Source organism: Deinococcus murrayi DSM 11303 (genome assembly GCF_000482805.1).
In the GTDB taxonomy this organism is placed as follows: domain Bacteria; phylum Deinococcota; class Deinococci; order Deinococcales; family Deinococcaceae; genus Deinococcus; species Deinococcus murrayi.
In genome coordinates this window covers 208,553-222,260 of the sequence record NZ_KI519501.1, presented here as the reverse complement: position 1 = coordinate 222,260, position 13,708 = coordinate 208,553, and the positions used below count along the sequence as shown (strand labels likewise).

General features: G+C 69.9%; 15 protein-coding genes. 10 read left to right on the top strand and 5 right to left on the bottom strand.

Features of this window, described 5'->3' with window-relative positions; all coding sequences use genetic code 11:
* Positions 1 to 230: 230 nt before the first annotated feature.
* The 4 genes from recD2 to H565_RS0110175 all read left to right on the top strand — a co-directional run bounded on the left by recD2 (position 231) and on the right by H565_RS0110175 (position 4,735).
* Positions 231 to 2,342, top strand: a complete 2,112-nt coding sequence (recD2, locus tag H565_RS0110190) for an SF1B family DNA helicase RecD2 (RefSeq protein WP_027460935.1) — start codon at positions 231 to 233, stop codon at positions 2,340 to 2,342.
* Between the two features lie 38 nt (positions 2,343 to 2,380).
* Positions 2,381 to 2,623 (top strand): AbrB/MazE/SpoVT family DNA-binding domain-containing protein, encoded by a 243-nt coding sequence (locus H565_RS0110185; RefSeq protein WP_027460934.1) that lies wholly within the window; start codon positions 2,381 to 2,383, stop codon positions 2,621 to 2,623.
* The gene (locus tag H565_RS0110180; RefSeq protein ID WP_200870662.1) at positions 2,620 to 2,967 is read left to right on the top strand and encodes a type II toxin-antitoxin system PemK/MazF family toxin; all 348 of its coding nucleotides are present in this window, start codon (positions 2,620 to 2,622) and stop codon (positions 2,965 to 2,967) included. The genes H565_RS0110185 and H565_RS0110180 overlap by 4 nt, the downstream gene beginning before the upstream one ends.
* 106 nt (positions 2,968 to 3,073) lie before the next feature.
* A complete protein-coding gene (locus H565_RS0110175; RefSeq protein ID WP_027460932.1) occupies positions 3,074 to 4,735 on the top strand; it encodes a CTP synthase in 1,662 nt (553 codons plus the stop codon).
* A gap of 42 nt (positions 4,736 to 4,777) precedes the next feature.
* On the opposite strand, the gene coaE is transcribed toward H565_RS0110175, so the two are convergent.
* A complete protein-coding gene (gene coaE / locus H565_RS0110170; protein WP_027460931.1) occupies positions 4,778 to 5,443 on the bottom strand; it encodes a dephospho-CoA kinase in 666 nt (221 codons plus the stop codon).
* A gap of 223 nt (positions 5,444 to 5,666) precedes the next feature.
* Between coaE and H565_RS0110165 the strand changes: the two genes are divergently transcribed.
* Positions 5,667 to 6,851 (top strand): tetratricopeptide repeat protein, encoded by a 1,185-nt coding sequence (locus tag H565_RS0110165; protein ID WP_027460930.1) that lies wholly within the window; start codon positions 5,667 to 5,669, stop codon positions 6,849 to 6,851.
* A 165-nt stretch (positions 6,852 to 7,016) separates the two neighbouring features.
* The gene (gene sodA / locus H565_RS0110160; RefSeq protein WP_027460929.1) at positions 7,017 to 7,646 is read left to right on the top strand and encodes a superoxide dismutase [Mn]; all 630 of its coding nucleotides are present in this window, start codon (positions 7,017 to 7,019) and stop codon (positions 7,644 to 7,646) included.
* Positions 7,647 to 7,670: 24 nt separating this feature from the next.
* On the opposite strand, the gene H565_RS0110155 is transcribed toward sodA, so the two are convergent.
* From H565_RS0110155 to H565_RS0110140, 4 genes are read right to left on the bottom strand one after another with little or no spacing between them, the layout of a single operon-like run.
* Positions 7,671 to 8,090, bottom strand: a complete 420-nt coding sequence (locus H565_RS0110155) for an inorganic pyrophosphatase (RefSeq protein WP_027460928.1) — start codon at positions 8,088 to 8,090, stop codon at positions 7,671 to 7,673.
* The gene (locus H565_RS0110150; RefSeq protein WP_027460927.1) at positions 8,087 to 8,461 is read right to left on the bottom strand and encodes a hypothetical protein; all 375 of its coding nucleotides are present in this window, start codon (positions 8,459 to 8,461) and stop codon (positions 8,087 to 8,089) included. Before H565_RS0110150 ends, H565_RS0110155 begins: the two co-directional genes overlap by 4 nt.
* Before the next feature lie 40 nt (positions 8,462 to 8,501).
* Positions 8,502 to 9,194: a 16S rRNA (uracil(1498)-N(3))-methyltransferase gene (locus tag H565_RS0110145; RefSeq protein WP_051363543.1), complete on the bottom strand. Its 693-nt coding sequence runs from the start codon at positions 9,192 to 9,194 to the stop codon at positions 8,502 to 8,504.
* 2 nt (positions 9,195 to 9,196) lie between these two features.
* Positions 9,197 to 10,033: a 50S ribosomal protein L11 methyltransferase gene (locus tag H565_RS0110140; RefSeq protein ID WP_027460925.1), complete on the bottom strand. Its 837-nt coding sequence runs from the start codon at positions 10,031 to 10,033 to the stop codon at positions 9,197 to 9,199.
* 123 nt (positions 10,034 to 10,156) lie between these two features.
* Between H565_RS0110140 and proC the strand changes: the two genes are divergently transcribed.
* From proC to msrA, 4 genes are all read left to right on the top strand, one after another.
* Positions 10,157 to 10,948, top strand: coding sequence for a pyrroline-5-carboxylate reductase (gene proC, locus H565_RS0110135; RefSeq protein WP_027460924.1), 792 nt, complete (start codon positions 10,157 to 10,159; stop codon positions 10,946 to 10,948).
* A 13-nt stretch (positions 10,949 to 10,961) separates the two neighbouring features.
* A complete protein-coding gene (locus H565_RS15095) occupies positions 10,962 to 12,179 on the top strand; it encodes an MFS transporter (RefSeq protein ID WP_081851634.1) in 1,218 nt (405 codons plus the stop codon).
* 74 nt (positions 12,180 to 12,253) lie between these two features.
* Positions 12,254 to 13,003, top strand: a complete 750-nt coding sequence (locus tag H565_RS0110125; RefSeq protein ID WP_027460923.1) for a TSUP family transporter — start codon at positions 12,254 to 12,256, stop codon at positions 13,001 to 13,003.
* Between the two features lie 148 nt (positions 13,004 to 13,151).
* The gene (msrA, locus tag H565_RS0110120; RefSeq protein WP_027460922.1) at positions 13,152 to 13,706 is read left to right on the top strand and encodes a peptide-methionine (S)-S-oxide reductase MsrA; all 555 of its coding nucleotides are present in this window, start codon (positions 13,152 to 13,154) and stop codon (positions 13,704 to 13,706) included.
* Positions 13,707 to 13,708: the final 2 nt, after the last annotated feature.

Below are 13,708 nucleotides of genomic sequence, written 5' to 3'. Positions count from 1 at the left end.
ACGGGTCACCTCCCGGATGCGTCCAGGACGGCTTCCCGGAACCAGTTTGCGCGAACCTCCCCCGCGCTGTCCAGTTTTGGACCCGTGCTCGGTGGGGGTGTTCCGAAAAACAGCGATGGGGAGGCACTTCCAGCTTTGCGCGAACCCCCCCAGGTTTTTATGGTCACGGGGGGTTCGCGCTGACGGGGTGTTAGGGGAGGTGTCCGGATGGGGGCGCTATTCTGGCGGGCGTGAGCGCTGGCCTGCCAACCCAATCTTTTCGCGTGACAGGCCGTGTGGGGCGGGTGCGCTTTCGTGCGGAAACGGGCTTTACGGTGCTGACGGCGGTCCTGCGCAACGCGGAGGGCGAGGACCCCGACGCGACCGTGATTGGGGTGATGCCTCCCCTAGATGCCGGGGACGCCTTCAGCGCCGAGGTGCTGATGGAAGAACACCGCGAGTACGGCCACCAATACCGGGTGCTGAACATGGTGCTCGAAGCCCAGCCCGCCGACCTCACCGAAGCGGGGGTGGCGGCCTACCTCGAAGCGCGGGTGGGCGGGGTGGGCAAGGTGCTCGCGGGGCGCATCGCCAGGGCGTTTGGGCCAGCCACCTTCGACGTGCTCGAACAGGAGCCGGAAAAGCTCCTTCAAGTGCCCGGCGTCACCCAGTCCACCCTGCATAAGATGGTCTCCAGTTGGAGCCAGCAGGGGCTGGAGCGCCGCCTCCTCGCCGGACTCCAGGGCCTGGGCCTCTCCATCTCCCAGGCGCAGCGGGCAGTCAAGCACTTTGGCGAAGCGGCGCTCGAACGCCTCCAGGCTGACCTCTTTGCGCTGACCGAGGTGGAGGGCATCGGGTTTTTGACCGCCGACAAGCTGTGGCAAGCGGGGGGCGGGGCAAGCGACGACCCCCGCCGCCTGACCGCCGCCGCCGTGTACGCCCTCCAGCAGGCCGGGCAGCAGGGCGGGCATTCCTTCCTGCCCCGTGCGCGGGCCGAGCGCGGCGTGATGCACTACACCCGCGTGTCCGCAGAGCAGGCGCGGCTTGCGGTGGACACGGCGACCGAGCTGGGCCGCCTGTGCGATGACCCCACGGGGGAGGGCGACAGCCGCATCTACTTGCCCCAGGTCCTGCGGGCCGAGAAAAAGCTCGCCCGGCTCATTCGGACCCTGCTGGCCACCCCGCCCGCTGGGGAAGAGTGGACGGTGCCGCCGGGGGCCGCGAGGGGCCTTTCGGCACAGCAGGCGGAGGTGCTGGACCTGCTCGCCGAGCATCGCCTGGTCGTGCTGACGGGCGGCCCCGGCACGGGCAAAAGCACGACCACGCGGGCGGTGGCCGACCTCGCCGAGCGGCTGGGGCTCGAAGTGGCCCTCTGTGCCCCCACGGGCAAGGCGGCCCGGCGTCTGGGCGAGGTGACCGGGCGGCCCGCCTCTACCATCCACCGCCTGCTGGGGTACGGCCCGGCGGGGTTCCGGCACAACCACCTCGAACCCGCCCCCTACGACCTCTTTATCGTGGACGAGGTCAGCATGTGCGGCGACGCGCTCATGCTCTCGCTGCTCGCCGCCGTACCGCCGGGGGCGCGGGTGCTGCTCGTCGGGGATACCGACCAGCTTCCGCCCGTGGATGCCGGGATACCTCTCCTGGCGCTCGCACAGGTAGCTCCCACCGTGCGCCTCAGCACGGTCTACCGCCAGGCCGCCGAAAACCCCATCATCCGGGCGGCGCACGGCCTGCTGCACGGCGAGGCCCCGGCGTGGGGCGACCCCAGATTGGCCCTCACCGAAACCGAACCCGACGCGGGTGCTCGCCGGGTGGGCCTGATGGTCCGTGACCTCGGCGGCCCAGCGCAGGTGCAGGTGCTCACCCCCATGCGCAAGGGGCCGCTGGGGGTGGATATGCTCAATGCGCAGCTTCAGAGCCTTTTTAACCCCGGCGGGGGCGGCGTCCGCATCGCGGAGGGCGAAGCGCGGCCCGGCGACGTGGTGGTCCAAACCAAAAACGACTATCAAAACGAAGTTTTTAATGGCACCCTGGGCACCGTCCTCAAGGCCGAGGGGAGTCGCCTCACCGTGGATTTTGACGGCAACATCGTGGACCTCGGCGGGGCCGAGCTGTTTAACCTGCAACTCGGCTACGCCCTCACGGTGCACCGGGCGCAGGGCAGCGAGTGGCCCACCGTCCTCGGCGTGCTGCATGAGGCCCACATGCCCATGCTTTCGCGCAACCTGGCGTACACGGCCCTCACCCGCGCCCGCGAGCGCTTCTGCGCGGTGGGGTCGGCCTCGGCCTGGGAAAAGGCCGCGGGCAGGCAGCGCGAGGAACGCCATACGGCCCTGCTGGAGCGGGTGCGGGGGCAGTAGGGAAGGGCGTATACTCTTTGTATCTACAAGGAGGCGTCATGAGGGGACAGATTCAGAAGTGGGGAAACAGCCTGGCGCTGCGGATTCCCAAACGGCTGGCCCAGGAAGCCGGACTGGGGCAGAGTATGGCCGTGGAGCTGAGGGTAGAGGGAGGCCAAATCGTCATCACCCCTTTGCGCCCCGCCCGTTATCAGCTTGACGAGTTGCTGGCAGGCATCGGGCCGGGGCAGCTTCACGGGGAGACCGACTGGGGCAAACCGCAGGGCCAGGAAGAGTGGTGAACGAGGCCCCGTACGTTCCTGAGCGTGGGCATCTCGTCTGGCTGAACTTCACCCCCCACGCCGGACACGAGCAGGGGGGGCGTCGCCCGGCCCTGGTCCTGACGCCTGCGAGCTACAACGGCCTGACCGGGCTGATGATCGCCGCGCCTGTCACGAGCCGAGTCAAGGGTTATCCGTTTGAGGTGTCTTTGCCGGAAGATGGAGCGGTGCGTGGGGTCATCCTCAGCGACCATGCCCGCAGCCTGGACTGGCGGGCGAGGCAGGCCGAGTTCGCCGCATTAGCGCCGGAAGCCGTGTTAGAGGAGGTGGGCGGGAAGCTGGGGGCGCTGCTGCTTCTGGCCTGAAGCTGCCCTGCGGTCCCCCCTCCCGTGCTACCCTGTAATCCCGGAGGCCGAGCGCCCCGGTTTTTTGTTTTGGCTCCTCGGTGGGGGCGGGCGCTCGTGGTCAGGCATGAAATACATCTTCGTGACGGGCGGCGTGGTCAGCAGCCTTGGCAAGGGCGTGGCGAGTGCGTCTCTGGGGGCACTCCTGCGCGCGCGGGGTTACAAGGTCACGGCGGTCAAGATTGACCCCTACATCAACATCGACGCGGGCACGATGCGGCCCTACGAGCACGGCGAGGTTTTTGTGACGGCTTCTGGAGCCGAAACCGACCTCGATATCGGCAACTACGAGCGCTTCCTCGACCTCGACATTCCGCCGGGCAGCAACATCACGACCGGGCAGGTGTACCTCGAAGTCATTCGCCGCGAGCGGGCCGGGGACTACCTCTCGCAGACGGTACAGGTTATCCCGCACGTCACCGACGAGATTAAGCGCCGCATCCGGGCGGCGGGCGAGACGGCGGGGGCCGAGATTGTCCTCATCGAGGTGGGCGGCACGGTGGGCGACATCGAATCGCTCCCCTTCCTGGAAGCCATTCGGCAGTTCCGCTTTGACGAGGGTGACGAGAATGTCCTGTACCTGCACCTGACACTGGTGCCGTACCTGGGCACGTCGAACGAGTTCAAGACTAAGCCCACCCAGCACTCGGTGGCGACCCTGCGCTCGGTGGGCATCAGCCCCGACATCGTGATGGTGCGCTCCAAGGAGAAGCTCCCGCCGGACATCACCCGCAAAATCGCACTCTTTACCTCGGTGCGCGAAAACCGGGTCTTTTCGTCCTACGACGTCTCGCATGTCTACGAGGTGCCGCTCGCGCTGGAAGAACAGGGCCTGGGCAAGGCGGTCGAGGACCTGCTGGGCCTAGAGCGCACCCATCCCAACCTCGGCGTGTGGCAAAACGCGGTGCGGACGATCAAGCACCCCTCCCGCGAGGTCACGGTCGCCATTGCGGGCAAGTACACCGAGATGCCCGACGCCTACCTCAGCCTGCTGGAGTCCCTCACCCACGCGGGCATTGCCAACGACGCCCGCGTGCGGGTGAAGTGGGTCAACGCCGAGGAACTGACCGGGGGCGACCTGGAAACGCAGCTCGGCGACGCGGACGGCATCCTGGTGCCCGGCGGCTTTGGCATTCGCGGCATCGAGGGCAAGATTCGGGCCGCCGAGTACGCCCGCACGCGGGGGGTACCCTACTTGGGCATCTGCCTGGGGATGCAGGTCGCAGTCATCGAGTACGCCCGGCACGTCGCGGGCCTCGCGGGGGCTAACTCCGCCGAGTTCGACCCCTACGCCCCCCACAAGGTCGTGGACCTGATGCCCGAACAACTGGAGGTGGAGGGAATGGGCGGCACCATGCGCTTGGGCGACTGGCCGATGGACCTCCGCGCCGGGACGAAGATTGCCGAGTTGTACGGGGTGCCGGGGGGCGGCACTGTCAAGGAACGCCACCGCCACCGCTATGAGGTCAACCCCGCCTACGTCGAGCCGCTTCAGGCTGCTGGGCTGACGATTAGCGGCGTAACCCCTGGCGTAGCGGGGCGCGGAGCCGGACTTGTCGAGAGCATCGAGATTGCGGACCATCCCTTTTTCGTGGCGCTGCAAGCTCACCCGGAGTTCAAGAGCCGCCCGATGCGGCCCAGCCCGCCCTTTGTGGGCTTTGTGGCGGCAGCGTTGGGAGGCGACCAGCGACCAGCCGCCAGCAGCCAGCCGGAAAAGGCGGAAGCCTAAGCTGACAGAGAGACAGAACAGAGAGACAGAGAGGAAGAAGCCTCAGCGAATGCTGGGGCTTTTTTCTTGCTGGCCGCTGGCCGCTGGAGGCTGGAGGCCCAGCGCGTCCAGCGCTGCCGCCACCTGTCCCGCCAGCGCCTCCAGCTCCCCACTGTTGTCCAGCACGAAGGTGGCCCGCCGGCGCTTTTCCTCGGCGGGCATCTGGCGGGCGTCGCGGGCCAGGACTTCCTCGCGGCTCAGGCCAGAGCGGGCCATGACGCGGGCGACGCGCACCTCCAGCGGGGCGTCCACCACGAGGACGGCGTCCATCTGCCCCTCCAGGCCCCCCTCGAACAGCAGGGGGACGTCCTGCACGACCCACGCTTCCCCACGGGCGGCGGCTTCCTGTTCCAGCGCGAGCATCCGCGCCCGCACGCGGGGATGAAGGAGGCCATTGAGCGCCGCGAGCTGCGCGGGGTCGCCGAAGACTCGCGCCGCGAGCGCTCCCCGGTCGAGGTCGCCCCCCCGCACCACGCCGGGAAACGCGGCCTCCAGCTCGGCGAGGACCGCCGGGTCGCGGGTCACCTCGCGGGCCACCTCGTCGGCGTCGAGCACCGTCAGGCCGCGTTCTTGCAGCAGCCGGGCCACCGTGCTTTTGCCCGCACCGATGCTGCCCGTCAGCCCCAGGCGGCGCGGGTGGGGGTGGTGGAGAGGGGACGACACAGACATGCGGGCAGTGTAGGGCCGTCAGGTACCCGTCACCCCGCCCTCCTAGGCTGCCGGAAGCACAATGCTGCTCTTTCTCACTGTCCCCCCTTTTGCCCTCTCACACGCGCTTCACCCCGTGTCGGGCGAGCCACCCTATGCTGAGCGCCGCCCGCCCGCCTTGACTGCTGACGGCAGCTTGCACCCCCATGACGCCGGTGTTAGCCTCACCCCTGGAGGTTTCTGAGTGAAACGACGTACCCTCGGCCCGCTGCTCGCGGCGGCCACTCTGTCTGCGGCGCTGGCCCAGACCCAGACGCCGCCCAGTTCTCCGGTGCAGACGCCTCCGGCAGCTCCGGCGACTGCGCAGCCCGCCGCGCCCCGCACGACCCCTCTCCCCGCCGCGAACTACGTGGCGTTGGGGAACTTCTACTATGGCCGGGGCAACTTTGACCAGGCGTACGTGGCGTTTCGGGCTGCCGCCGAGATCGATCCGCGCAGCAGTGACGCCCTCTTGGGCCTGGGGCGCTCGCAGGTCAAGCTGCGGCTGTACGCGCCCGCCATCGAGACGCTGCGCCGCCTGACTACGCAGGACCCGCGCAACCTCAGCGGGCACCTTGCGCTCGCGCAGGCTTACCAGCAGCAGTTTATTGGGGCAGGGGACCGCGCCAGCGTGTCGGGCAACCTCGCCCAGGCCCTTGCGGTCCTGGCTCAGGCGGAGGCCCTCGCGCAGGCCAGCCCCGAAGCCGAACGCAACCTCAACCTCAGCAAGGTCTGGAACGAGCGCGGCAATGTGCTGCGGCTCCAGGGGGCGGCGACGCAGGCCATCGAAGCCTTTAAGCAGGCGAGTGCCCTGAACCCTGACAACGGCTTGATTCTTTTTAACCTCGGCGACATGTACTACGCCACCGGGAACCTCGTGGCGGCGCTCGACAGCCTTCAGCGGGCGGTCATCACCGACCCCGCCGACGCCTACAACCGCGCCTACTACGCCAAGCTGCTCGCCCTGAGCGGCAATCTCACGGCGGCCAAGCCCGAAGCGGCCCAGGCCGCGCGCCTCGCGCCGAACAACCCCTACGCGGTCGGGCAGTACGGGGTTGTGAGCTACCTCAGCCGCGACCCCGTGACGGCGCGGGCGCAGCTCACGCAGGCCGTCAAGCTCGACCCGCTGCGCTACCCGGAGTTCTATTACTACCTCGGACGCCTTGACCTCGACGCCGGGGACCTCAAGTCGGCCCGCGAGAACCTCACCCGCGCCGTAGCCCTTGGCAGCACGACCGCCGAGTGGATTTATTACCTGGGCCTGAGCTACGAGCGGGGGGCTGGGGCCATCGCCCCCGACCGCATCAAGGCCCGCGAAAACTACGAACGGGCGCTCAAACTCAGTCCCGACTACGCTCTGGCTCGCGAGGGCCTGGCCCGCCTCCGCTAACTGCCGCCCCGGCTGTGGCCCCCTGTCTTCCCGTGAACAGGGGGCCACAGCTCGTCTGAACTTTCCCTTAAGCCCAGCGAGGGCGGGAGCGCGGCTAAGATGAGGACCGCTTGCCGCGCTTTCCGGTCGCCGTGGCCGGGGGGCGCGGCCCGAAAGGAGTTCAGCATGCCCTACCAACTTCCTGACCTGCCCTACCCTGAAGATGCCCTGGAGCCGCACATCGACGCGCGGACGATGAACATTCACCGCACCAAGCACCACCAGGCCTACATTGACAACGCGAACAAGGCGCTGGAAGGTACGGAGTTTGCCGACATGCCCGTCGAGGAACTCATCCAGAAGCTCGACCAGGTGCCCCAGGACAAGAAGACCGTGCTGCGCAACAATGCGGGCGGCCACGCCAACCACAGCCTCTTTTGGCAGGTCATGACCCCGCAGGGCCAGGGCCAGCCCACGGGCGAGCTGGCGCGGGCCATCGACGAAGCCTTTGGGTCCTTTGAAGCCTTCAAGCAGAAGTTCGAGGACTCGGCCAAGGCCCGCTTTGGCTCTGGCTGGGCGTGGCTCGTCGTGCAGGATGGCAAGCTGGCGGTCGTCTCGACGGCCAACCAGGACAACCCGCTGATGGGCGAGGGTGTCGCGGGCGTGAGCGGCACTCCCATCCTGGGCGTCGATGTCTGGGAGCACGCCTATTATCTCAACTACCAAAACCGCCGCCCCGACTACCTCGCGGCCTTCTGGAACGTCGTCAACTGGGACGAGGTTGCCCGCCGCTACGCTGAGGCGAAGGGACAGTAAGCCCCTTCCTCCGGCAGCCCCAGGTCATGCGCCTGGGGCTGTTTGCTGCCCCTCCAGCCCGGCCAGCCACGCCCCGGCCTCCCCCGGCCCCAGCAGCCGCGCCCCCCGCTCCGGGCCGAACCACGCCAGCAGCGCGAGGAGGTCGCCGCCGTGGTGTTCCTCCAAGCTCCCGAAGATGACCTTGTGGTCGCCGTCCGCGAGGTGCAGCAGCCCGGCGGCGGGGAGGGTGAGGCGGGTGCCCACGGGCAGGGCCTCGCCCAGCCACACGGCGTCCACGTCGCTGCCGTCGGCGGGGTTGGGGAGGCCGGGCAAGCAGCCGTAGTTCACCGGGGCAGCCCAGGGTTCCCGGCGGTAGGGCACGACCTCGCCGCCGCGCCAGACCCAGCGGTCGACGGTGCCCCGCGTCCACTCCACCACCCCCGCCCACTCGCGGGGGGCGCTCATGGCCGCACCTCGTACAGCTCGACCTGCCGCAGCACGGTGCCGCCGAAACTCAGCGCGGCGCGGTAGGCCCCCGGTGTGGGAGCACTCAGGGTAAAGCGGGCCTCCCGCTGCGCGGCGTCGAGGTACACGCTGTCGCGGCCCAGCTCGCGCCCGCCGTCAAACCACACGACCTCCAGATAGCCCGGCTCGAAGCGGCCCTCCAGCCGCGCCCGCAGCTCCAGCTCCTGCCCGGCGCGGCGCAGGCTGGCCCCGGTGATGCGGGCAGGTAGCGTGACCTCGGCCACGGGCGGAATCAGCGGCACAAAGTTGTAGCGGCAGCTCGCCAGGGCGGGGGCGAGCAGCAGCACGGTCAGCAGGAGGCGGGGGGACATGGGGACATTGTAGGGAGGGGCCGTGAGGGCAGGCCCCGCCCTACACCCCGGTCGCCACGATGGCCCCCAGCAGCGCGACCGGGGCCGTCTCCGCCCGCAGGATGCGCGGGCCGAGGGTCACCGCGACCGCCCCCCGAGCCGTCAGGGCCGCGACCTCCGCTTCCGACAGGCCGCCCTCCGGCCCGGTCAGCACGGTGACCGGAGCCTCCCAACGGAGGTGGTCGGTCAGGCGCTCCTGGCTGCCGGGTTGGGCGACGAAGAGTTGGCCCTCCCAGCTCAGGCCCGCCAGCTCGGTGGGGGCGAGCACTTCGGGCGTCACCGCCCGGCGCGATTGCTTGCTGGCTTCCTCGGCGACCCGGCGCAACCGCGCGAGCTTTTGCCCGCCCATCTCGCGGGCGTCGGCGTGGCGGGTGACCAGGAGCTGGACGCGGGCCACCCCCAGTTCGGTCGCGGCCCGCACCACGTCCGCGAGCTTGTCTCCCTTGAGCAGCGCCACGGCCAGCGTGACGGGTTGCGGGGTTTCGGCAGCGCCCTCCACCCGCTCCCCCAGGGCGAGGACCGCGCGGCCCTCTTCCAGCGCCTCCACGGTGGCCTCCGCCTCGGCCCCCTGACCGTCGAAGACGCGCACCCGGTCGCCGGGCCGCAGCCGCAGCACGTGCAGGTGCCGGGCTTCCCGCGGCCCCAGGGTCATCTGGGGGGCGAGCGCCGGAACGCGGACGCGGTGCCGAGCCACCTTCAGCCCCGCCGCCGGGCGGTCAGGAGCGCCCAGTCCCCCTCCACGGTTTCGCGCAGCTCCGCGAAGCCCTCCCGTGCCAGCGCCGCCCGCACCAGCCCCAGCTTGTCCGCCAGGATGCCCGTGAGCACGGCCACGCCCCCCGGCGCGAGGTGCTCCGCGTACTCGGCGGCGAGCAGGTCATGCAGCTCAGCGTAGAGGTTGGCGACCACCACGTCGTAGGCGTCTACGCCCTCTTCCGGAAAGGTCAGGGGGCTGAGGCCCAGCGTGCCCTCCTCAAAGCGCACCTGCGAGGGGAGGAGGCCGTTGACCTCGGCGTTCTCCCGCGCGATGGGCACGGTCAGGGGGTCAATGTCCACCCCGTAGGCAAAGCGTGCCCCCAGCCGCGCCGCCGCGAGCGCGAGGACGCCGCTCCCGGTGCCCACGTCGAGGACCCGTGCCCCCGCCGCGCCTGGCCCCCGCGTCTCCAGCCCCAGGTCGTCCAGGGCCTCCACCGCCAGCCGGGTGGTCACGTGGTGCCCGGTGCCAAAGGCCATGCCGGGTTCGATGACGAGGGGGAGTTGGCCCGCCTCCACCTCCTCCCGCTGCCAGGGGGCCACGATGGTGACCCGGCCCGCCCGCACCGGGCGCAGGGTGCGGCGAAACTCGGCTTGCCAGTCCTGGTCGGGTTCCTCGTGCCACTCGCCGTCCGCGACGGCGGGGGGGAGCAGCACCCGCTCGCTGAAATAGACGCGGATGGCTCCGGCCCGCTCCTCCAGCCCGGTCGCGCCCGCCTCCCACAGAAGGTCGAGGTCGGGTTCGCGGGTCTGGAAGGTGCCGGGGAGGTGGTACACGAGCATGGGGCAGAGTGTAGCGGGCGGGGGGGCTTGTAGCTTGTAGCTTGTGGCTTGTGGAGGGCCAGGGCCGGAGCCAGCGCTCTACAAGCCACACGCCACAGGCCATGAGCCTCTACACTCTCCCCCATGAAACTCGCCATCGTCGGCGTCGGGAAGCTGGGCCTGGCCCTGCTGGAAGGGGTCTTGTCGCGTGGGGTGCTGAGGCCTGGAGACATCGGCCTGCTGGACGCGAACGCGGGCCGGGCTTCGGACCTCGCCTCGCGCACGGGCGCGGTGCTCATCGGGGCGTCCGACCTGCGCTTTGCCGAGCGGGTGCTGGTCAGCGTGCAGCCGCGGGTCTTTCCCGAAATCAGCGAGCAGCTCGCTCAGGAAAATGTCGGGTACATCAGCACGATGGCCGGGGTCAGTACGACCACCCTCTCCCGCCGCTTGGGCACCAAGCGGGTGGTGCGGGTGATGCCCAACCTCGCCGCCACGATTGGCCGCAGCCAGACGGCGATGACGGCCCCGCCAGAAGCCGCCGCGTCGGGCGACCTGGAGTTTGCCCGCTCGCTCTTCGGCGCGGTGGGCGACGTGTACGACCTCCCAGAGCACCTCTTCAACGCCTTTACGGGCATGAGCGCTTCTGGCCCTGCCTACGCTGCGCTGGTGGCCGAGGCGCTCGCCGACGGCGGGGTCCGCATGGGTCTGCCCCGTGCGCTCGCCCACGAACTCGCGGCCAAGGTGCTTGTCGCCAGCGGCGAGCTGCTGCGCGAGCGGGCGCACCCCGGCCTGCTCAAGGACGAGGTCGCCAGTCCCGGCGGCACCACCATCGCCGGGTTGGAGGTGCTGGAGGCGGCGGGCGTGCGCGGGGCCATGATGCGGGCGGTCGTGGCAGCAACGCGCCGCGGGGCAGACCTGGGCAAGGACCAGGAGTAGGGGAGGGTAGGCCCTGAAGCCGCTGCCCCACGCGCTCGCCGTCCTGCGGCACCGCCCCTTTGCCGTGCTGTGGGGCGCACAGACCTTTTCGGGGCTGGGAGACGGCATCTTCCGGGTGGCGCAGGTCGCCCTGCTACTGAGGCTGACCGGGTCAGCGGCGGCGCTGAGCGGGCTGCTGCTGACCGCGGTGCTGCCGGGCATCGCCCTGGCGCTGCTGGGGGGTGCGCTGGCCGACCGGGTGGACCGCCGCCGCCTGCTGGTCGGGGCGAATACGGTTCGGGGGCTGCTGATGGCCGCCTTCGCGGGGCTGGCCCTGGCGGACGCCGTGCAGCTCTGGCACCTCTACGCACTGGCGCTGCTCTACGGCGGGGTGAGTGCGCTGGCGAATCCGGCTTTCGACGCCCTGCTGCCCGCGCTGGTGCCCCGCGAGCGTTTGCAGGAGGCGCAGGCCCTCTTCCTGCTGGGGGACAACGTGGCGGCCATCCTCGGCCCGGCCCTGGGCGGGCTGCTGCTGGCCCTCGCGGGGGCCGGGGGCGCGGCGGCGGTGAACGCGCTGTCGTTCGGCGTGCTCGTCGCCGGGCTGCTGAGCCTCAGGGTGGGGGCAACTCCGGTTCCCCCAGGCCCCCGACCGTCCGTGTGGGCCGATATCGGCTCCGGCCTGCGCTACGCCCGCACCCAGCCTGCCCTGCTTTCCCTGCTCACCCTCTTCGCGGTCATCAATCTGAGCGGCGCGACCTTGGCGGTGGCGCTGCCGCTGCTCGTCACGGAGACGCTGGGCCAGCCCGCCGCCACCTACGGCCTCTACCTGACGGCGATGAATGTGGGCATTCTGGGGGGTGGAGCGCTGATGGGCGCGGTCCGGGTCCGGCGGCGCGGGTTGGCGATTCTGGGCAGCCTCTTCGCGGCAGGGCTGCTGGGCTACTTGCCCCTCGCGCTCTCGCGGGAGGTGGGGGTGGGCCTCGTCGCCGTGCTGCTCATTGACGGTCTGGCGATGGTGTCCAACGTGCTGTATCCGGCCTGGGTGGGCACCCACGTTCCCGACGGGTACCGGGGACGGGTCTTCGGGCTGACCTCGCTGGTGGGGTACAGCCTGGTCCCCGTGGGCTTTGCCGTGGCGGGGGCGGCGGCAGGCACGCTGGGACCACCGCCTGCCCTACTGGGGGCCGGATTCCTCCTGATGACCGTTGCCGGGTTGGGGCTGCTGGTGCCCGCGCTGCGGCGGCTGGAGTAGGGGAGCCTCCCCCTGACCGCTGAGAGCTGACGGCTGACCGCTAAGTGCTCCCCCCCACCCCTATACTGCCCCCCGTGCCCGGCCCCGAAGTTCTGCTCTACGGCCTCCCGCTCGCGTTTCTGGCGGGTTTTATCGACGCGGTGGCGGGGGGCGGCGGCACGATTACGCTGCCCACGCTCTTTTTCATGGGCCTGACGCCCGCGCAGACGGTCGCTACCAACAAGCTGCTCGCCATCTTCGGGTCGGGCAGCGCGACCGTGCAGTACTGGCGCAAGGGCCATGTGGAGCGCGGGCTGGTGGGGCGGCTGATTCCGCTCGCGCTCGTGGGGAGTGCACTGGGGGCCTTTCTGGTGCAGTTCGTGGACCCCGCCGCCTTTCGTACCCTCGTCGGCGTCGTGATTCTGGGGGTGGGGGCGCTGGTGCTCGCGAACAAGCGCTTTGGCCTGGAAGACCGCTACCCCGGCCTGACCGCCCGCACGCTGGCGCTGACGCTGCCGGGGGCCTTTGTGGTCGGGATGTATGACGGCTTCCTGGGGCCGGGGACGGGTACGTTCCTGATGTTCCTGTTTGCGCTGGCGGGTTTCAATCTGGTCCGGGCCAGCGGCAACGCCCGCACGATCAACTTCGCAACCAACCTCGGCGCGTTCCTGTTTTTTCTGCTGGGCGGGCAGATGGTGTGGTGGATTGGGCTGCCGATGGGCGTGGCGAACGCGCTGGGAGCCACCCTGGGCGCGCGAATGGCGATGCTGCGCGGCAGCGGCTTTGTGAAGGTGATGTACGGGCTTATCGTGGTGCTCGTGGCGGGGCGACTGCTGTTCGGGTAGGGCGTGTGGCGTGTGGTTGGTGGCTTGTAGATGGCAGAAGCTTCAGCCCAAGCTTGGACCTTCCACCAGCTACAAGCCACGAGCCACACGCCCCCCAACCGTGCCCCCGCGCCCCCTCCCCCCGGCCCGCACGCGGCAGAATCCGGGCATGACTTCACCGACTGGCGGGCAGACCGAACAGGCGATTTTGGCGGGCGGGTGCTTCTGGTGCACCGAGGCCGTCCTCAAGGACGTGCGCGGGGTGCAGGAGGTGGAAAGCGGCTACATCGGCGGCCACACCCCCAACCCCGACTACCGCAGCGTGTGCAGCGGCACGACTGGGCACGCCGAGGCGGTGCGGGTGACCTTTGACCCCACGCAGGTGAGCTTCCGCGACCTGCTGACGCTCTTTTTTGCCACCCACGACCCCACCTCCCTCAACCGCCAGGGGGCCGACGTGGGCACCCAGTACCGCTCGGCGGTCTTTCCGCTCAGCGGCGAGCAGGAGCGGGTGACCCGCGAGGTCATCGCCGAACTCACCGCGCAGGGGGTCTTTGACCGCCCCATCGTGACCACGATTGAACCCGCGACCACCTTCTATGTCGCCGAGGACTACCACCAGGACTACTACGCCAACAACCCCAATCAGCCCTACTGCCGGGCGGTGATTGCGCCCAAGGTGGCCAAGCTGCGCCAGGAGTACGGCGAGCGGCTGCGGGTCTGACG